The sequence below is a fragment of the Clostridium sp. UBA2485 genome (assembly GCF_002341865.1).
Lineage (GTDB): Bacteria > Bacillota > Clostridia > Clostridiales > Clostridiaceae > Clostridium_J.
Genome location: NZ_DDOV01000054.1, coordinates 1 through 20,414, shown reverse-complemented (window position 1 = coordinate 20,414; position 20,414 = coordinate 1). Strand labels below are relative to the sequence as shown.

The 20,414-nt window shown below is 28.9% G+C and carries 15 protein-coding genes; 5 read left to right on the top strand and 10 right to left on the bottom strand.

Annotated elements, in window-relative coordinates; genetic code table 11:
- Positions 1 to 80: 80 nt before the first annotated feature.
- Complete coding sequence (locus B3603_RS11100) at positions 81 to 503, top strand: EamA family transporter (RefSeq protein WP_291564657.1); 423 nt, start codon at positions 81 to 83, stop codon at positions 501 to 503.
- A 221-nt stretch (positions 504 to 724) separates the two neighbouring features.
- Here B3603_RS11100 and B3603_RS11095 read toward each other — a convergent pair whose 3' ends face one another.
- The 3 genes from B3603_RS11095 to splB all read right to left on the bottom strand — a co-directional run bounded on the left by B3603_RS11095 (position 725) and on the right by splB (position 4,698).
- Positions 725 to 2,020 (bottom strand): metallopeptidase TldD-related protein, encoded by a 1,296-nt coding sequence (locus B3603_RS11095; RefSeq protein WP_291564654.1) that lies wholly within the window; start codon positions 2,018 to 2,020, stop codon positions 725 to 727.
- The gene (locus B3603_RS11090) at positions 2,020 to 3,444 is read right to left on the bottom strand and encodes a TldD/PmbA family protein (RefSeq protein WP_291564651.1); all 1,425 of its coding nucleotides are present in this window, start codon (positions 3,442 to 3,444) and stop codon (positions 2,020 to 2,022) included. Before B3603_RS11090 ends, B3603_RS11095 begins: the two co-directional genes overlap by 1 nt.
- Before the next feature lie 246 nt (positions 3,445 to 3,690).
- Positions 3,691 to 4,698, bottom strand: coding sequence for a spore photoproduct lyase (gene splB / locus B3603_RS11085; RefSeq protein ID WP_291564648.1), 1,008 nt, complete (start codon positions 4,696 to 4,698; stop codon positions 3,691 to 3,693).
- Positions 4,699 to 4,920: 222 nt separating this feature from the next.
- Between splB and B3603_RS11080 the strand changes: the two genes are divergently transcribed.
- Positions 4,921 to 6,003, top strand: coding sequence for a transporter (locus B3603_RS11080; RefSeq protein WP_291564787.1), 1,083 nt, complete (start codon positions 4,921 to 4,923; stop codon positions 6,001 to 6,003).
- A gap of 193 nt (positions 6,004 to 6,196) precedes the next feature.
- A complete protein-coding gene (locus B3603_RS11075; RefSeq protein ID WP_396151960.1) occupies positions 6,197 to 7,102 on the top strand; it encodes a radical SAM protein in 906 nt (301 codons plus the stop codon).
- Between the two features lie 356 nt (positions 7,103 to 7,458).
- Here the strand turns inward: B3603_RS11075 and B3603_RS11070 are convergent, their stop codons facing one another.
- The 3 genes from B3603_RS11070 to B3603_RS11060 all read right to left on the bottom strand — a co-directional run bounded on the left by B3603_RS11070 (position 7,459) and on the right by B3603_RS11060 (position 12,068).
- Positions 7,459 to 9,258, bottom strand: coding sequence for a heme NO-binding domain-containing protein (locus tag B3603_RS11070; protein WP_291564645.1), 1,800 nt, complete (start codon positions 9,256 to 9,258; stop codon positions 7,459 to 7,461).
- A 628-nt stretch (positions 9,259 to 9,886) separates the two neighbouring features.
- Positions 9,887 to 11,392, bottom strand: a complete 1,506-nt coding sequence (locus B3603_RS11065; RefSeq protein ID WP_291564642.1) for a sensor histidine kinase — start codon at positions 11,390 to 11,392, stop codon at positions 9,887 to 9,889.
- The gene (locus B3603_RS11060; RefSeq protein ID WP_291564639.1) at positions 11,382 to 12,068 is read right to left on the bottom strand and encodes a response regulator transcription factor; all 687 of its coding nucleotides are present in this window, start codon (positions 12,066 to 12,068) and stop codon (positions 11,382 to 11,384) included. The genes B3603_RS11065 and B3603_RS11060 overlap by 11 nt, the downstream gene beginning before the upstream one ends.
- A 773-nt stretch (positions 12,069 to 12,841) precedes the next feature.
- Between B3603_RS11060 and B3603_RS11055 the strand changes: the two genes are divergently transcribed.
- Together B3603_RS11055 and B3603_RS11050 are read left to right on the top strand one after the other, a co-directional pair.
- Positions 12,842 to 13,531: a TraX family protein gene (locus tag B3603_RS11055; RefSeq protein WP_291564636.1), complete on the top strand. Its 690-nt coding sequence runs from the start codon at positions 12,842 to 12,844 to the stop codon at positions 13,529 to 13,531.
- Positions 13,532 to 13,545: 14 nt separating this feature from the next.
- On the top strand, positions 13,546 to 13,752 hold the full coding sequence (locus B3603_RS11050) for a hypothetical protein (protein WP_291564635.1): 207 nt from the start codon (positions 13,546 to 13,548) through the stop codon (positions 13,750 to 13,752).
- A gap of 482 nt (positions 13,753 to 14,234) precedes the next feature.
- On the opposite strand, the gene B3603_RS11045 is transcribed toward B3603_RS11050, so the two are convergent.
- From B3603_RS11045 to B3603_RS11030, 4 genes are all read right to left on the bottom strand, one after another.
- On the bottom strand, positions 14,235 to 15,620 hold the full coding sequence (locus B3603_RS11045) for a peptidoglycan-binding protein (RefSeq protein ID WP_291564632.1): 1,386 nt from the start codon (positions 15,618 to 15,620) through the stop codon (positions 14,235 to 14,237).
- Positions 15,621 to 15,945: 325 nt separating this feature from the next.
- Positions 15,946 to 17,823: a S8 family peptidase gene (locus B3603_RS11040; RefSeq protein ID WP_291564629.1), complete on the bottom strand. Its 1,878-nt coding sequence runs from the start codon at positions 17,821 to 17,823 to the stop codon at positions 15,946 to 15,948.
- Positions 17,824 to 17,869: 46 nt separating this feature from the next.
- Positions 17,870 to 19,738, bottom strand: a complete 1,869-nt coding sequence (locus B3603_RS11035; RefSeq protein WP_291564626.1) for a S8 family peptidase — start codon at positions 19,736 to 19,738, stop codon at positions 17,870 to 17,872.
- Between the two features lie 45 nt (positions 19,739 to 19,783).
- Positions 19,784 to 20,414 (bottom strand): S8 family serine peptidase (locus B3603_RS11030; RefSeq protein WP_291564622.1); only part of this gene is annotated, 631 nt, incomplete at its 5' end.

Sequence of the window (20,414 nt, the reverse complement as noted above, 5' to 3'; positions counted from 1 at the left end):
ATGCAAATTTTAATTTGAATATGTTTAATATTTAAGTTAAACTCTATAAGTCTAGATATTTATAAAAAGGAGAGGATATCATGTGGATTGTTTATTCTTTATTATCAGCAATTTTTGCAGCATTAGTTGCCATATTTGGTAAGATAGGCCTTGCTAAACTTGATGCTAATAGTGCTACCGCTATTCGCGCTATTGTTATGGCTATATTTACAACTTTAATAGTATTTTTTCAAGGAAAATTTTCTGAGGTTTCTAAAATATTAGAAGATAAGAGAGCACTATTATTTATTATTTTTAGTGGAATGGCTGGAGCCCTATCTTGGATATTCTATTTTACTGCTATAAAGACAGGAAAAGTAGCAGAGGTATCTGTTTTAGATAAAACTAGTGCAGTTATGGCAGCAATACTTGCATTTTTAATACTAGGTGAAAAAATAAATAAAACAAGTATATTAGGTCTAGCTCTTATGACTATAGGTGCAATACTTGTAGTTTTAAAATAAACTTTTATTCTTTATTTATTATGACAACTTTTAGAATTAGAACTACAATAATATAAATATAAGCACATAATAATTAAAATCCACTTTTGGAGAACTTCAAGCAATTTTACTCTCATTCTCCAAAGGTGGATTTTCATAATAAAATTACAAATGAAAAATTAGTATACATATCTTATACTTATTAAGAAATCAATACGCTATTCTCAATTCTTCATTTTTAATTATCTTCCTGCTACTGAAATATTTTTTAATAACATTGCTTTTGGACCAAAGAAATTTCCATTAGTTTCAATCTCCGATGATAAATACATTTCCCCTTGTACATTTTTTATATTTCCTGATATGGATCCTCCTGTCACAGGAGTCATTTTATCTCCTTCAACATATAAAGCAAGTCTTATCTCTCCTCCAAAATCTCCTGTTAAGCTATTCATTTGGAAATCTGAAAAAGCTTCTACTATAATACAGGATTCACTCTTCATTTCTTCAATTGATTTGCTTCCACCCTCAACAATATAATTTCTAAGAGTTCCTGTTGGGTTTACATTTAAATAGTAACTATTTCTAACATCTCCATAATAGTTTGCTAGCTTTCCATCTTCAATTATTTTTATATTTGATAACTGAAAGCCATCTTCATCATAAGGTGAAGATACTGGAGAATTTTCTAATTCCTTAGTTAAAGTGATATTTAATAAATCCCCTTTTACATTCTCTCCTTGAATTTTATCCCCAATTTTAAATTTTCCTATTTTGTTATACACAGATTTAACATTAGCTTGTGTATAATAATATGTCATCATTTCTTTTACATTATCACCTTTTAATATTACGTTATAACTTCCTGTTGATGGCTCTTCTTTCGCTTTTGCCTTATACTCTGAAATTTTTAATGCTTTCTCTACTTTATTTTCTATATAAGCTTCATCATAATCAGAAAAGCTCATCATATTGTAAAGTTCTACTTCTTCTTCACCTTTCCAATTTGTAATAAATTCTATTTCCGATGAATTACTTATATAACTTACATCTACTCCTTCAGAGTTCACAATTCTAGTAAAAATTTTATTTAAGAATATCTCTGAAGAATTTATACTTCCATCTTCTTTGTTATCATTTTTATAAAGAGAATCTTTTAATCTTATCATCCATTTAATAGGGTCCTCTTCATTAAACTTAGAAGGTATAGTTATAGTGTCTTCCTTAATTCCACTTACCAATGGATAATACTTATTTTTCACAAATTTTGCTGCATAACTAGCATCATTTATAGCTTTTCTTATCTCTTCATCACTCATTGTAGTATATACTTCTATTGACGAATCTCCCTTAAATTTCTCTCCATTCTCTTCAAAGTCTACATAAACTACAACATTAAATTTATGAACTTCTTTATTTCTGTTCATATCTAATTGTTTTTTTATAAAAAACATTTCTTCACTAATTACTTTCTTTTCTATTATCTTATATCTACTAATATCAAACTCTTTTAATATAGAAATTATATTATCTAACATTATCCTAACCTCACTCTCGCTTTAATATATGGGCCTCCAGAAGATACCTTTACATACTCCTTATATCCTTTACCACAAGCTCCACTTCCCTCTAAACATATCTCATCAGAAACCATGGATATAGACTTTAATAAGTCTGGTACATATCCAGTTAAAACGATAGGAGAAAAGATTTTCCCTGTAAGTTTTCCATCTTTTATTTCATATGCAAAGTTCACCATGCATTGGATTCCCCAGCTTTTAGGATCTTCCATTCCACTCATAGGTACATCTAATAAAAAACCATAATCTATGGATTTAATCATTTCTTCTAAGTTACAATAACCTTTTTCAAAAAACGTATTAGTCATTCTTGAATAAGCTTTTCTTTCAAAGGATTGTCTTTTCCCATTACCTGTAGGCTTTTCACCTAATTTTAGCGCTGATAAAGTATCAGATATTCCACATTTTAATACACCTTTGTCAATAATAACTGTGTCTTGTCCTAATACTCCTTCATCGTCAAACAAATAAGAGGACATATGTCTTTCAGATGTTGCTCCATCACGCATTGTTACTAATGGTGATGCAATGTGTTGTCCTATATACTCCTTGGCTTTTGCTCTTTCTTTAAGGAACATGTCCATTTCTACGCCATGACCAAAAGCTTCATGAGCAATTAATCCTGACACCTCTGGAGAACATATTACATCATACATTCCTGGAATTATAGGCTTAGCTTCTAATGCCTTTAAAGCTGTATCTACAACTTCTTTAATTGAGTTTTCCATTTCATCCATAATTTCTACACCTTTTAATCCAGAGAAAACTTTATAATTAAATCTAGTGTCTTCTTCATTAGTGGTTATACATTGAATCATACCTTCACTCCATAAATAACTTTGCTCTAAATCTTTTTTATTTGACATAAAAATTTTATTTACATGAAGATAATTATAGGCTACTCTTACATCTAAAATCTTATCACTAAGAACCATTGCACTTTTATTTATATTTGTAATTTTATTTAATATTTCTTTATCACTAACAGTTGTAGGATAGATATCTACTTTATCCTTAAAAGACTTTGTTATTTCTTCTTCCTCTAATACTAGATAATGATTTACTTCATATTCACTAAATAAAGATACATAAGTTTTTATTTTTTCTTTAATTTGTTCTGCAAGATTTTCTATATTATCATCTAATATATAATCAAAGGAAAATTCCGAATAATTAATTCCATTATATACTTTTAAAACAAATCCTCTTTCATTCCAAACAGAGTTTTTTATAGAGGTTCCAGTTCTTAAAGAAGTATATTCTTTTCCAAAACAATCAGTTCCTAATACAGATACATATTTATATTCCATTGATAAAATTTCTATAAGTTTTTTTATAGATTTCTTTGATTCTATAAGAAAATTCGATAATTCTAGTTCCATATATTACACCCCTCTTTGTTTAAAACTATGTATTTAAATATTATGCTAGAATATTTTTACTTATTATTATATCACTAAAATTATCATAATTTTCAATTTAATAAAACATAAAAAAATTTCTATTCACTTTTATACTTTTAGATAATAAATATATTGATTAATATTTCTTCTTCAGTATAAAAACTTTAAATTAATTTCTTTAATATTTATTATAAATTTCTAGATGTGAAAACAAAATAAAATTTGTTAAATTATATAATTTATATTTCCTTCTCCAAAAAGCTCATTTATACTCTTTATAAAAAACTCTTTATATTCTTTCATTTCATCATCCTTATAAATATATTTTCCATAACCAAATTGACCGAATTTAAACTTTCTTAATTCTTCTTCCATAGGTAAAATGCTTTTAGGAAATATGCTTAATATATTTTCTTTAGCTCTTTTAGTAAATCTATGAGAAATTACTTCAAAGTTTATTTTTGTATTTGGAATTTTTTCTTTAATCTTATATAAAAGTTCATAATATTTCCCTTGGTAATTATCCTCTAAAAACACTGGGGCAATTATGAATCCTAAATTATATCCTGCATCACTTACTTTTTTAGCTGCTTCTATTCTTTCTTCAAAACTAGGTGTTCTATGTTCAAATCTACTTATTACTTCATTTATGTTTAAACTAAATCTTATAGTAGTTCTTCCATTATGTTTTGCATCTAAAAGACTGTCCACCTCCGTATACTTAGTAACAAATCTAAAAAGTGCCTTTTCATTTTTACCAAAATACTCAATAGCCTTTTTTAACGCTCCTGTATACTGTTCTACTGGTATAGGGTCAGAAGTAGCGGCGCCTTCAAATATTGTTATATTAGGTAGCCTTTCATCTATATATTTTCCTGCTTTTTCTAATATTTCTCCAACATTTACATAAATTTTTGTATATGGTCTTTTTCCCATTTGGGTGTTTAAATAACAATATTCACACATTCCCATACATCCACTAACTAACGGAAGTTGATAATGAGCGGATGGCTTACAAGATTCAAATTTTAATGTCTTTCTCACCCCTACAACTAAAGTATTCTTTCCTTCTCCATACATTTCCGTAGGGCTTTTACCTGGAATTCTAGATATTCTTCCGCTTTTAGAATACTTTATTTCCACATTTTGATCTTTAAAAGCTTCTAAAAGCTCCTTTCCTTTGTCATATGTCAATGCTCCTTCTTCAAAAACCACTCTTTTAGGATTAAACATTTATATCACCTCAACAATAGTGTTTGTAGAAAATTTAATACTAAACATAAAAAATCATTATTTTATATTATGTTCGCTTTGAAGTCTTTAGCTTTATTTATAGATTTGATTGTGAAATTCATACTATAACTTTAATATTTATTTTATTTTACATACTTAAGTATTTTTCTTATGAATAAAATTGTACAACCCCATATATATTTAAAGTATATAGATAAGATTATGGGGGAGATATACTTGAAGAAACAACTAGCTTTAATTTTTCAAACAGCTACAGTTTTTGTGGGTACTATTGTTGGAGCAGGATTAGCATCTGGTCAGGAAATAACTCAGTTTTTTACTACATATGGATATAAAAGCTTTATTGGGTTATTAATTTGTGCAATATTTTATATATTTGTTAGTTCTATGATAGTATCCATAAGTTTACGTTACAATTTAAATTCCTACACTGAGCTTATAAACTTAGTAAGTCCTGGCTTTCTAGGAAAAATTACTGATATTTTAACTAGTTTTTTTCTAGTAGCTGGTGCAGCGATCATTTTAGCTGGTGGAGGAGCATTATTAAAACAATATTTTGGACTTCCAAAATATATTGGAATTATTTTAATGGCAATAGTTTCTCTTATCACTTTACTTCGTGATACAAAAGGCCTAATTGCTATTAATTCTTTCATTGTACCTTCACTTTCTACTATTATAATTGCTGTATTTACCCTTTATTTAATATATTATAGAGATAATATGTCCTTAGAATTTATGAAAACTGTACCTGTTCATAAGAATATAATAATACCTTACCAATGGATAATTTCCTCATTTTTATATGCAGGATTCAATATGTTATCCTGTAGTGGAGTTCTTGTTCCTGTAAGTAAGGAAATGAAAAATAAATCTATGATTATCTTTGGTCTTATACTAGGGTCATTGTTATTAACCTTACTAGGATTTCTAATAAATTCTATGTTACTGGTAAATATTCCTGATATATTTAAATATGAAATACCTTTACTTCATGTAGCAAGCAAGTTTGGACCATTAATGCAGGTTCTTCTTCTACTTGTTATTTGGTGTGAAATGTTCTCAACAGAAGTATCAGATATATATAGCGTAGGAAAAACTCTTGAGCAAAAATTTAATATACCTTATAAAAAAGCTGTAATTATAATACTTCTTATCGCTCTTCCAGTTTCTCAAATAGGTTTTAAAAATTTAATAACCTATTTGTATCCTGGCTTTGGTATTATAAGCTTAATATTTGTGGTACAAACATTCATATTCTATATGAAAAAATGTAGGAAATAAATAAATGAATTCTCACCTCTGATTCCTATAATGGTTTTCAGAGGTGATTTTTCCTATATATTAAATTTTATTTAAATTGTACATTCTCCATTATATTAGGTTATAATTTTAATATATTAAGGCATTGAAAATGATGGATTAGTATATTATTTTCTTTTACATGCCTAAAATCATTTCACCTAGGAGAAGTACTATGGAAAATTTGTATATGCTAAAAAGTTGTAATCTTTGTCCTAGAAATTGCTCTGTTGATAGAACAGTTGGAAAGCTAGGATTTTGTAATTCAAATTCAAATATAAAAGTTTCTAAAGTTTCTAAGCATTATTGGGAAGAACCTTGCATTTCTGGTTCTAAAGGTTCCGGTACTGTTTTCTTTTCTAATTGCAATCTTAAATGTGTTTTTTGCCAAAATCATCAAATTAGTCATAATGGAGTAGGAAAAGAAATTTCTATTGGAAGGCTTAGTGAAATATTTTTGGAGCAACAGGAAAGTGGAGTTCATAATATAAACTTAGTTACTCCTACCCACTATATTCCTCAAATCATTGAGGCTATAAAATTAGCTAAAGATAATGGGTTAAAGTTACCTATTGTATATAATTCTAACGGATATGAGAATGTAGAAGCTATTAGAAAATTAAGAGGACATATTGATGTCTACCTTCCAGATTTAAAATATTTTAATGATAAATATGCCATAAAATACTCTACTGCTAAAAACTATTTTAATAGCGCAATCTCTGCTATTGAAGAAATGTTTAATCAAGTAGGTGAACCTACCTTTGACAATGATGGTATGATGAAAAATGGTGTTATAATAAGACATCTAATGCTTCCTGGATTATTATTTGATTCTAAAAAAATTGTAGATTACATATTTAAAACTTATAATCACAAAGTTTATCTAAGTCTTATGAATCAATACACTCCAGTTTATAATTGTAGCAAATTTGAAGAATTAACAAAGCCTCTAAATCCTAAACATTATAATGCACTTATTAGTCATTGCTTAGAATTAGGATATAAAAACGCTTTTATACAGGAAGAAGGTACTGCGAAAGAAAGCTTTATACCTGAATTTGATTTAGAAGGAGTTTAGTCAATTGACTATTGGCAATGGACAATTGAGAATTATGGTGGAAATTAGTTTGATTAAAACTAATTTCTTTAATAGATTTTTTCACTAGCAATACAATTGCTAGTTTTTTCGCCTCTGGGGAACTTAATCAATTGAAAATTGACGATGGAAAATTGACAATATGGTTGAAATTAATTTTAAATTTCTCAGCTTTTGCTGAGAAATATCCATAATTGTGAACTGCGAATTGTGCATTGTGCATTGATTGAATCTAGTTATGATACTAAAAAGCATCAATTATTTATATATATATATATATATATTTTAGAACCGATATATAAGAAAGTCCATTATCCTAAGGATAATGGACCTTTTCATTATATTTTATATTTTCCTAAATCTTCTTCAAAGAATTTAGCAATTTTTTTAAATTCATTTATGCTTTCTATAAGATTTTTAATTTCTTCTGTATATAGATTAACATTTGCGCTAACCTCTTGTGATGCTGCTGAGTTTTGTTCTGCTATAGCTGCTAGAGATTCTATGTTGTTGTACATATCTGCAATTGACTCTGCTTCTGTGTCTAATTCATTTATTGTTTTTATCATTGAAGTAGATACAGTTCTAACAGATGTAGTTGTTCCTTTATTTACATCTCTTATTAAGACTAGTCCTTTAGTTGCTTCTTGAAGTACATCATGTTTATTTTCTATATTTTTAACTAATACATCAATATCATCAACAAATTGAATAAGATTTGTATTTATCTCTTCTACTGCATCCTTAGTTTGCTCAGCAAGTTTTCTAACTTCATCAGCTACTACAGCAAATCCTTTACCTTGTTCTCCTGCTCTTGCTGCTTCAATAGAAGCATTAAGAGCCAATAGGTTAGTCATATCAGAAATTTGAGATACTATATAAACTATATTAGTAATATCTTTAGCTTTATCACCTAATTGAGTTCCTTTGACTTTAACTTCTTTGAAACTTTCTAGTGTCTCTAATATATTTTCACTTACTTTATCAACTTGTTTATAGCTATCAGTAATCTTATTAATTGTAGTTTCAAGTTCCTCTTTATTATTGTTTTCACTATCAACAATAAGCTTTAAGGCATTGATATTATCATTTAATATATGTGCAGCATTTTCTGTATTTTGTGCTTGATCAACAGAAGTGTCTGCTACCTGATTCACAACTTGAGATATTTCCTCTGAAGTCTTGTCCATATTTTCAGAAATAGTGCTTATATTTTTAGCAAAAGTTGCCATCTCATCAGTGATACCTTTGAATCCTACAAAATCACTCTTTATATTCTTTATATGATTATTAAGCTTACCATATAATCTTTCAAATCTATCATTCGTGATAAGAATACTTTCTTCAATAAATTCCTTATTATTAAGATTATCCAGTATTTTTTCAATATGAGTAAGTGGCCTTATAAGCAATGAAGTTCCTATAAACGCACTTGCTCCACTAATTAATGAAATTATTAATCCTTTAAATATACTACTTAACCCTAAAATAGGTAGCGTAGATAAAAATGTTATTATAGATGTAACTATTGCGGCCTTGAAACCTATGCTTTTTACAAATCCAAAGGATAATATTTTATTTATGAAGTAAGTTTTTTTATACTTAATATCTTTATTGAAAGTTATTTTAACTTTCAATCCATCTTCTGTTTTTTCAATTACATCAAAATTAGCTTCCTCTTTAAAGTAAGAGAAGCTACCTTCAAGCATTCCTAAGAAATAATCAAACATTTTTCTTTTAGAAGAATAGGTTATAATAGCTTGTTTATCAGAAATAGCTTTAATATCAACTATTGGTGGCTTAGCTCCTGGTATTCTTTTAGTCATTACAGTATGTATATCATAAAGTGACTTAAGAAATGAATAGGTATTATCATGATAAAAAAATGCTTTAAAATCTTTAGAGAAAGAGTATATGTTGTCTTTTCCTATTTTCCTCCAAAGTTCCCCCTCTGTTATTCCTTTATTATTTGAAATATATTTTATAAACTTTTGAATTTTTAATTCGTCAACATCTTCTGCTGGAGAAAATATCTTATTACTTTCAAAGCCAGCATTTATCATAGCTTCATCAATAAAACCATCTCCATAAAAATTTCTACATGTTCTAACCCATGTAGCTACTGTTGTGCCTTTCATATTTTATACCCCCATCTATTTTATGTTTAGGCATCTGAAACAAAATAATTAGNNCATCTGAAACAAAATAATTAGTTAAAGATTCTAAGTATATTTTTTGACAGACAAAGAGTAAGGTCCAAAAGATAGTGGCGCTATCTTTTGGTTCTTACGATGAAGTATGACATAAAATATATTAGAATACTAACTAGTTATTTTTTGAAGATGCCTTAGCATCTGAAACAAAATAATTAGTCAAAGATTCTAAAGATATTTTTGTCACACAAAGAGTATTGTTCCATAGATAGCGCTAGTATCCTGGGTCTTTTACGATTTATCATGACATAAATATCCTAGATTAATGACTAGTTTTCTTAAAGATGCCTTCTTTGTATTTAAAATAAATATTGAATTTAACTTATAGAGTTCTAAGTAACATCTTTATGGATAAATGATTCTAAGCATATTTATCCTATAATTGTATAAATTACTTATATTTTCGCATAAAGCTAATATATACTAAAATTTTCCCTATGTTGTAAGACTATAATACCAAAATTCTAAATATTTTTTCAATAGTTTAATTATACTACATTAATTTTAATAGAATTTTCATAGGTATCTTTGAAAAATATTTAGAAATTATATGCTAATTGTTTTTAACATCTTCTACTTCTGTATAAAAGTAAAACGCTACTCCTCTTTCTGTATTTCTAGCACCATATTCCATATCGTGAAGTTCTAATACATTTTTAACTATAGAAAGTCCTAATCCGCTTCCTCCCAAAGTTCTACTTCTTGACTTATCAGCTTTATAAAATTTACTCCATATATTACTCATCTCTTGATCAGATATAGGATTTGCACTGTTTTCAACAGATACTCTAAGCCTATTGTCTTCAAAATTCATAGATACCCATATAAGTCCCAAAGGCTCCGTATGTCTTATAGCATTAGTTAAAAAATTAGTTATAACCTGTTCTATTCTAAATTTGTCTGCTTTTATATAAACATCAGAAATATAGTTTCTATCAATGGTTATATCTTTATCATTTATTTCATTGTTTAAGCTTTTTATATTTTTTTCTATCATTTCACTAAGGTTAAATATTTCATATTTAAGTTCTGTAGCATGGCTTTCTAATGCAGATAAATCTAACATATCCTTTACAAGCTTGCCCATTTTATTAGTTTCTTCTAAGATTATATCTAAGGATTCATTTTTTTCTTCCTCTGAAAATACATCATCCTTAATGCCTTCTATATAACCTTTAATTATAGTTATAGGAGTTTTAAGCTCGTGTGATACTGCTGCTACAAATTCTTTTCTAACCTCTTCTACTTTTCTTTCTTTTTCTATATCTTTTTGAAGCTGGATATTTGCTCTTTGTAATGAAGATAATGCACGATACAAGTTTTCTGAAAGGAAGTTTAATGTTATTGCCAAATTGCCTATTTCATCTTGGGATACTACTTCACATTTTTCACTAAAATCTAAATTACTCATTTTCTTTGCAGTTGCGTTTATTCTTCTTAAAGGATTAGTAATCATTATAGAATATATAAAAGACAACACTAAAATTATAAATATTGCTACTACATAGAAATATTTATAAAACTCCTCTATAACACTAATACCTTCATCAATAGGCTGAAGCGATGTAGTCCCTATTATAAGTTTATTATCGTCTAACTTTATACAAACTAAATCTTTATTCTCACTATATGTAGTCTCTGCTGAAAATACAATTATCTTTTCCTTTAAAAGCTTACTTCTTAACAATTCATTTGTGTTTAACTCGTGTAGGATTTGATTTACATATTTACCTCTTTTATTATCTTCTCCTGCTATTTCAATATTAAATGTAATAGTAAACTCATATTTATATTCTACTATTGCTAAATATGTATTGTATTTCTCCTCATATTCTTTCATAAGTACTGTCAACTCTTCATAGCTCTTTAGTTTATCGTATTTCTGAGAAAACTTAACAGTATTAGTTCTTATTTCTTGCTTCTTCTTATTAGAATACATACTTTGAAAAAATATTCTTTGTATTAAAAGGCTAAAGCTTAAAAATAATGTAAAAATTAGTGTAGTAATTATAAATAGCTTTGTTGATATACTTTCCTTATATCTTATATTATACTTCATTCTTCACCTCAAATTTATATCCAAAGCCTCTAACTGTTTGAATCAACTTAGATTTATCCTTTAACTTTTCTCTTAGTCTTTTAACACTGGTATCTACTACCCTAAAATCTCCATCAAAGTCATAACCCCAAACTCCATCTAAAATTTGTTCCCTAGTTAATACAATATTTTTATTTTTTACAAAGTACATAAGCAAAGAAAACTCTGTAGGAGTTAAAGAAATTTCTAATTTATCCACAGTTACTATATGTGATTTCTCATTTATGCACAAACCATCAAAGTCATACACATCTTCACTTTTAACTTCACTGCCATAAGTTCTCTTGATCAATGCATTAACCTTTGCTATCAATATCTTAGGGCTAAAAGGCTTAGTTTCATAGTTGTCTACTCCAAATCCAAAAGCTAAAAGTTTATCTTGTTCTTCTTCCTTTGCACTGAGCATTATAATAGGAATATCATAACTTTGCCTTATAAGTTGTAATGCTTCAAATCCTCCCATGATAGGCATCATTATATCTAAAATTATAAGGTGAACCTCTTCATTTTTTAATTTATTTAGAGCATCCACGCCATTTACTGCATAAATAACATTATATTTTTCTTTCGACAAGTAAGCTCCTAATAATTTTCTTATACTTTCTTCATCATCAACAACTAGAATTGTCTTCTCCATTAATTTTCACCTCTTATAAATCTTTATTTATTATATTATAAATCAATATTAACATATTTTCAGAAGGATTTTATTATAAGCAATAGGAGTCTATTGTAACCAATTTTTCCAAAAGATTATTATCATGCTCAAAAATTTAAAAGAATATTCAACTACTAGTCTTTAGATTCATTTCTCAGCTACCTTATATGCTCACTCTTAAATCATCTATCTTAAATATATTCTTTACATTATTCCTTGGACTTATAGCTGTGTATTTTATAGTATGTTTAGTATATTTACTTGCTTTTGAATATGTGAATCTAAAGAAGAAGCAGCTAAATTGATTGATACTTTAAACTTAGAATAAATGCTAAAAATATTATATCTTAAGGTCAGAATCATAATTAACTGTCAGGGTTCTGTTTTATTTTAAATTGTATTTTTACTAATCGATGTTACAAAAAATCAGTTTTTTACAGATAGTAAAATGCAAAACTTTTATTTTATTATTCCTATACACTATGAATATATTTAAAATATTAACAATATATAAAAGGATTTTTTTCTTTATTAGGGAATATACATTACATCATAAAAATAATAGGTTCTAGAAAACAAATAAATTAAAAAAATTCCATACTCTTCTGATAATTAACTATAATCTTCCACTTCCAATTCTCCATTAATTAAGATTGTAAATTCTATTTTCTTACTATGCAACTTGTTACCTTCAACCTTATAATAGTGTTATTCTAATTTGGATTTAAAAATTTATAAATGAGGTGATATTTATGAACAGTTTTCACTTAAAGCTAATTGCTTGTATTTGTATGCTTATAGATCACATAGGCTCTGTTCTATTTCCACAATATTTGCTTTTGAGAGTTATAGGAAGAATTGCTTTTCCTATATTCGCTTATTTAATTACAGAAGGTTATATACATACCCATAGCATTAAAAAATATTCAATAAGACTTTTTATTTTTGCTTTAGTCTCCCAAGTACCTTATATGCTAGCCTTTCACATGACTTATTTAAATATATTTTTTACATTATTCATTGGACTTATGGCACTATATGCTACTGACTATGAATTTTCTAAAAATCAACTATTAAATAATATATTAAAATTTATAGTTGTATCAGCTATAGTTACATCTTCCTATGTATTTCGTGCTGAATATGGAATATATGGAGTTTTAACTATATTAGCATTTAAATTGTTCAAAAATAATTTTACAAGGCTAATTATAGCACAGATTATTGTGAATATAATTTATGTCGTACCTATTTATAAATATATATTTATAAATGGTAATTTAAATTTGGGTGTTTTCTTGCAATGCGCCTCTCTTCTTTCCTTAATATTTATTAAAAAATATAATGGTGAAAAGGGTAAAAGTTTTAAATACGCTTTTTATGCTTTCTATCCAATTCATATTTTATTGTTATATATTATAAGCAACTTTTTACTTATTTAAGTAGGAGAATATATATGAAAAAGAAAATTGTAAATGTAGTTATTATCATATCCAGCATCTTTATATTACTTATAGGCTTAAACAAATATATGTATATGAAATCTGGAAGGTGCTTTATAAAATGCAACGGAATTAAAATTGAAAGAGGATTAAATATTTTGAACGAAGAACTTCAAACCTTTACTTATAAAATTCAATCGAGATTGTATAATCAAAGATAACTTTTATGACTTATTCATCAAATTTTAATCTTCTTATAAGAATTATATAATAAAATCTTATTAAAATAATATTATTGAAATGTTTTTAATTGTAACTATTATACATTGGATAAAATTCTGTAAGTATTTTTTAATCACTTCCCCAAGTATTATTTTATAGATTTTATTCTATAGAGAAATAATTTGAATTATAAACTTATATAAATATTCTAAGATTTTCTCTTAAATATCTTTGCAATTAAGCCAATTTAAATCTTAGCTGTAAAGATATAAATGATAGTTACTATGATAAACTTTAATAAATCAATCCCAATAATCCCGAAAAAATAAGGCATGATAAAAATCATGCCTTATTTTGCATTTACACTATATTAATAATTGTTTTTAAACTAATCTATTTAAACTAATACTATAAAATACCAATTTTATAGTAAAATATAAATAAAGAATGCCTACATTTTTCACAACCATTCTCATTTATTTTAATCCATTGGATATTCCAATCTTGGTACATTCCATATTCCTTTATATGGTGTAGGCGGAATAAATATTGATGTGCTACTTCTATTTAATTCTTCTTCTAAGCTTCTAGCCTCCCTAGAGTCTATGCCCATACTACTTCTCAATTCAGCAATTCTAGTAACACCTACATATATATTTGATATTTGATACCAAGTTGCATAATCTACCGTTCCTGTCTGTGGAAGATTGAATATTCTTTGAAATACTTTGACACTTTCTGCAGTGGTAGGCCCATATACTCCATCCACTGCTACTTTAGGTATTAAAGGATAATTTTGTGCTATTCTATTTAACTGAGTTTGAATTACTCTTACTGGTTCTCCAGTACTGCCAATTCCTAATGTATAACCTGGATAAGATTGTGGACTTCCTGCTACTCTTTCAGCCCTAACCAAGTCAATATCACTTCCATAAAAATTAGTTAAGATTTCATACGGCACTTTTCCTTGATCTCCTAAATATTTGCTTCCCCACTGAGTCAACCATCCTGGACATTTAACCCTTTGACCGTCACAATACTGAGCTAATAGCGGCTGTTTTGCTCCTCTTCTTCTAATATAAGTTGTAAACACCTCATCAACAACCCTATCAAAACTGTCAAAGATGTTCCTTCCATAAGTAAATGCATGATCAAAAGCAGTGGAATTTGTAATATCAAAATTATATCCTTTGCCTCTATACCATTCAGTATAAATTCTATTTAATGTAAAAGATATTATACAATATATATTAGCTCTTATTGTACTTTCTGGCCAAGTTGCATATATTTCGCAACTTGCAACATTCTTAATATAATCTTTAAATGGCACCCTATAGTTTGGTGCTGCTGGATTAGTTGGTGCACCTGCATGAACTACTATATATTCAGGTATTATTGGTTCAGGTAATACAACAAATCCGGTTGGTGGAGGTGGCAAAGCTTTCTCAGGATCTTCAGGAATTTTAGGTGGAAAATTTCCGAACAAAGTTACATCGGGTACAATTATTACTCTTCCTATCTGTATTTCTCTATTGCTTCTAGATAAATTTGCTAGGTTAAAATTTTGTATAGCTGTAGTTTCAGATACTACTTGACACCCTTCCACAGTTACTGGCTCATATCCTTCTGCTTCAACGTTTACATTCCAAAGACTGTAAGGCATTTCAGCTTGTTGTGGATCCATTGTAAGTTCTATAGGTGGTGCACTTACTTCAACAGCTTCTGTTTGTCCGGAACTATTAGTTGATAGTACAATCTGTTGTCTCGTTTCTCCTCCTACTGGAGTTATTGTCACCTTGGCACCAGTAACTGGAACATAACTATTTTGTCTATAGACATTAACCATTATTTTGCCTGTATCAGCCATATAAATACTCCTTAATTAAAATGCTTCAATTATATTTTATGCCAATATATGTAAACATATGAGTAAACTGTTTTTTATATTATTAATAAATTTAATTCATACAACTTGTTTTTACAGAAAGTTATAAATATTAGTTGCAATATTTATTAAATTATAATTACTTAATTTATACTAAAGGTATTATTTAGTTTTTATATTTAATAATTAGATATATTAAAAAATAACTAGTCAGTATAAGTATATGAATCGTCAAGCCCCCATGATAGCTAAGCTATCATGGAAACCTGTCGACCTGTCTAACACAAAATATACTTTGTACCTTTAACTAGTTATCTCTTTTATATGCATTATAAAGTTCTTTAGGTATACGAATAATTACATTTTTGGTAAATGCTATAGTATTATCTTTTTTATCTATATTTCTATTTAAATCTTCATCGAAAGAGCGAATTTTTTGAAATACTTTATTTAAATCTAGTATACCATACCCCCAGCTTGGATTAGGATAAATATCTCCTGGTCTTGTTCTAGTACCAGATATAAGAAGAGTATTTATCTTAGGTGGATATAACGCTGGCTTATTACCTTCTACTACACCCCACTGCAATATTAATGCTACTGCCCCAGTTAAAACTGCAGTAGCTGCACTAGATCCAGTAATAATAGTTGTTCCACCTCCTGATTTAGTGGTAAGCACATTAACTCCTCCAGTAGTAACTGATGGTTTTACTCGTCCATCCCTTGTAAATCCCCTTCCAGAGGTTGGTACAACTGTGCCAGTATCTTGATTATAATAAGAAGTAACAATTATAGTTCTGCTTGTTGAAGGAATAGTTAAAGTAACTTCTGGATCTGGTTGTAAAAATTTTGTTCCCGGTCTTAAAAAATCCTTTTGATAAGTCCATGCATCATATCTTCCATTTACTATATACTCACCTACTAAAACTATCTGCCATATTCCACCTCTAACATTTGTAAAGCCAATAGATATATGCCCATTCCCAGTGACTTCTTCTGGGTAATCATATAATAGCGTAGCAATCGTTCCTTCCAGTGTAAACTTTAAAGTTACTACCCCCTTTAATTTTTCCGGAATTTTTTGCAGTATTTCTCCACTTGGAGAAATGATTGCTACAGAAATTCTATCTGGTCGGTTAAACCATATATTTACTTCAATTCCAAGTTGATCATCCGCTACTTGTAGCTCAATTATTCTAGTTTCTCCAGTTTGTGTAAATACACCGCTAGTATGATTTGCAGCATCTCCTTCATTTCCAGTTCCACCAACTACTGCTATTCCACTTCTAACTGAAAAATAATCTATATACCTTTCTACTCGAGAACTTCCATCATGAGCTCCATAATTTGCACCTAAAGCTATACATATAGCCATAGGTTTATTTAGTTTTCTTTGAGTATCATATAAATATTTTAGTGCTAAAAGTATATCAGTACTTTGATATTCTGGTATTGCCACATTAACTTGTGGAAATTGTTCGGTAAGACTTCTACTAGCTTCCTTAAGTTTTACAATTAAAAATTCACAATCTGGTGCTGCCCCTGTTACTCCAGCCCTACCTCCTGCACCGATAATTCCTGCTATTTCAGTTCCATGGCCATTATCATCCTTTTGAGGAACAATAGCATAAGGATCTTCTCCTCTAGCCTGAGCCGCGATAGCCTCATTTATCTGTTCCCTAGAATATTCCGCTCCATAAGGAAATCCTTCTGGAGATGGTCCTTCTTGTATAGTTTGATCCCATATTCCTATTATTCTTGTTTTGTTGTCTTCTGTCATAAATTCTCTATTTAAATAGTCGATTCCTGTGTCTAACATTCCTATAACTACACCTGTACCTCGTAATGTTAAATAAGAATTTCCATGAAAAATAGAAATATTAGCTGTATTGATAGGCGATAATATATTAAGAGAATATAATTCATCTCTCTCTAAGTTTATTATAGCTGGTACATCACGTAATAAATCACTTACCCTTCCACTTTTAACGATTACTATTACTGTAAATTCGCCAATGACCAATGCACAAGCATAATCTATCTTATTAAGTTGACCTGCCACATCTCCAATATATTCTCCAATATAGCTTTCATATTCAGGATCTAAATATAGTTTACCGCATTGTGGCAAACTAATTATTAATTCTTGTTGAACTTCACTCACACTTTCTCTATGCTCTTTCATAAATAGAACCTCCTTATCTTATATTCATAAGGTTATCTAGAGAGCATTATTCTAACCTTGTATAAATTTCTTTTGGAATTTTTATAAGTATATTTTTACTAAACTCTACTATCTCATTTTTATTCTTATGAATTTTATTTAAACTATTATCAAGAGAGCGAATATTTGCAAATACTCCTGCTAAATCTAATATACCATACCCCCATACGGGATTAGGATATATATCTCCTGGTCTCTTTCTAGTTCCCGATATAAGAATAGTATTTATTTTAGGTGAGTATATTGTTGGACTATTTCCTTCAACTATACCCCACTGTCCAATTAATGCTACTGCTCCTGCTAAAACTGCAGTAGCTGCGCTAGAACCAGTAACAATGGTTGTTCCTCCTCCGGGCTTAGTTGTAAGCACGTCAATTCCTCCAGTGGCAACTGATGGTTTTACTCGACCATCTCTTGTAAATCCTCTTCCTGAAGTGGCTACTGCTGTATTATTATCTTGATTATAATAAGATGTAACAATTATCTCTCTGCTTGTTGAAGGATTAGTTAAAGTAGTATATGGGTTAGGTTTTAAAAACTTTGTTCCCGGCTTTAAAAAAAGTTTTTGATAAGTCCATGCATTATATCTTCCATCAACTATATAATCTCCTATTAATACTATTTGCCATATTCCTCCTCTAATATTGCTAAACTCAATGGATACATGTTCATCCCCTGTAATATCAAATTGATAATCGTATAATATAGAAATAGTAGTTCCTTCTAATGTAAATTTAAAACCTGTGATTACTGTTATTTGTTCTGGAACTCTTTCTAAAGCTTCTCCACTTGGAGAAATTATACCTACAGATATCTTATCTGGCCTGTTAAACCATAAGTTTACCTCTATTCCTATTTGATCATCAGCTACCTGTAATTCAACTATTATAGTTTCACCACTTTGTGTAAACCTTCCACTAGTATGGTTTGCTGCATCTCCTTCATTTCCAGTTCCACCTACTACTACAATTTCACTTCTGAATGCGAAAGAATCTATATATCTTTCTACTCGAGCACTTCCATCATGTCCTCCATAATTTGAGCCTATAGCTACACATACAACCATAGGCTTATTTAATCTTATTTGAGTTTCATATAGATATTTTAATGCCATAAGCACATCGCTAGTTTGATATTGTGGAGCAGTCGTCTCTATTTTAGGGAATTGTTCTAAAACAGCTGGATTAACTTCCTTAAGCTTTACAACTACAAACTCACAATCTGGTGCTGCTCCTGTTACTCCTGCACGGCCTCCTGCACCAGCAATTCCTGCCACTTCTGTTCCATGACCAATAGTATCTTGTTCAGGTACAATAGCATAAGGATTTTCACCTCTACCTTGTGCACTAATAGCTTCATTAATCTGTTCTCTAGTATATCTTGTTCCATAAGGAAACCCCTGTGGAGGCGGGCCGTCTTGTACTGTTTGATCCCACATTTCTATTATTCTTGTTTTATTATCCTCTGTAATGAACTCTTTATTTAAATAATCAATTCCTGTATCTAACATTCCTATAACTACACCTGTACCCCGTAACGTCAAATAAGGATTTTCATGAAAGTTAGAAATATTAGCAGTATCAATAGGAGATAATTCACTAAGAGAATATAGATTATTTCTTTCCAAATACACTATAGTCTTAGATGCACTTCTTAAATCATTTACTCTTCCTTTTTCAACAACAACTACTGCCATATTAGTCCCTACAATAAAAGCACAAGCATACTCTATATTGCTAAGCTCGCTTACAATATCACCAACATAACTAGCAATATAACTCTCATAGTTATCATTTAAATACAATTTCCCACATTCCAGTAAGTTATTATTTAGAGTTTGCTGAGTTTGATTTATAATTTCTCTATGCTCTTTCATAAATAGAACCTCCTTATCTTAATCCATAAGGTTATCTAGAGAGCATTATTCTAACCTTGTATAAATTTCTTTTGGGATTTTTATAAATATATTTTTACTAAATTCCACTACCTCATTTTTATTCTCATGAATTTTATTTAAACTATTATCAAGAGAGCGAACATTTTTAAATACTTCTACTAAATCTAATATGCCATACCCCCATACAGGATTAGGGTATATATCTCCCGGTCTCTTTCTAGTTCCAGATATAAGAAGAGTATTTATTTTAACTGGATATAATGCGGGACTATTACCTTCAACTATACCCCATTGTACTATTAATGCTACTGCTCCTACTAAAACTGCAGTAGCTGTGCTAGAACCAGTAACAGTAGTTGTTCCTCCTCCAGGCTTAGTTGTAAGTACGTCAATTCCTCCAGTAGCAACTGACGGTTTTACACGGCCATCTCTTGTAAATCCTCTTCCAGAAGTGGCAACTGCTGTATTATTGTCTTGATTATAATAAGATGTAACAATTATTTCTCTACTTGTTGAAGGATTAGTTAAAGTAATATATGGGTTTGGTTTTAAGAACTTTGTTCCTGGTTTTAAAAAAAACTTTTGATAAGTCCACGCATTATATCTTCCATCAACTATATAATCTCCTATTAATACTATTTGCCATATTCCTCCT

Excerpts from the sequence above, each read along its gene's own strand:
- B3603_RS11055 (WP_291564636.1), top strand. The coding sequence starts at position 12,842 with ATGAACAGTTTTCACTTAAAGCTAATTGCTTGTATTTGTATGCTTATA.
- B3603_RS11060 (WP_291564639.1), bottom strand. The coding sequence starts at position 12,068 with ATGGAGAAGACAATTCTAGTTGTTGATGATGAAGAAAGTATAAGAAAA.
- B3603_RS11100 (WP_291564657.1), top strand. The coding sequence starts at position 81 with ATGTGGATTGTTTATTCTTTATTATCAGCAATTTTTGCAGCATTAGTT.
- B3603_RS11070 (WP_291564645.1), bottom strand. The coding sequence starts at position 9,258 with ATGAAAGGCACAACAGTAGCTACATGGGTTAGAACATGTAGAAATTTT.
- B3603_RS11065 (WP_291564642.1), bottom strand. The coding sequence starts at position 11,392 with ATGAAGTATAATATAAGATATAAGGAAAGTATATCAACAAAGCTATTT.
- B3603_RS11095 (WP_291564654.1), bottom strand. The coding sequence starts at position 2,020 with ATGTTAGATAATATAATTTCTATATTAAAAGAGTTTGATATTAGTAGA.
- B3603_RS11075 (WP_396151960.1), top strand. The coding sequence starts at position 6,197 with ATGGAAAATTTGTATATGCTAAAAAGTTGTAATCTTTGTCCTAGAAAT.
- B3603_RS11050 (WP_291564635.1), top strand. The coding sequence starts at position 13,546 with ATGAAAAAGAAAATTGTAAATGTAGTTATTATCATATCCAGCATCTTT.
- B3603_RS11035 (WP_291564626.1), bottom strand. The coding sequence starts at position 19,738 with ATGAAAGAGCATAGAGAAATTATAAATCAAACTCAGCAAACTCTAAAT.
- B3603_RS11080 (WP_291564787.1), top strand. The coding sequence starts at position 4,921 with ATGGGGGAGATATACTTGAAGAAACAACTAGCTTTAATTTTTCAAACA.
- B3603_RS11090 (WP_291564651.1), bottom strand. The coding sequence starts at position 3,444 with ATGGAACTAGAATTATCGAATTTTCTTATAGAATCAAAGAAATCTATA.
- B3603_RS11040 (WP_291564629.1), bottom strand. The coding sequence starts at position 17,823 with ATGAAAGAGCATAGAGAAAGTGTGAGTGAAGTTCAACAAGAATTAATA.
- B3603_RS11045 (WP_291564632.1), bottom strand. The coding sequence starts at position 15,620 with ATGGCTGATACAGGCAAAATAATGGTTAATGTCTATAGACAAAATAGT.
- splB (WP_291564648.1), bottom strand. The coding sequence starts at position 4,698 with ATGTTTAATCCTAAAAGAGTGGTTTTTGAAGAAGGAGCATTGACATAT.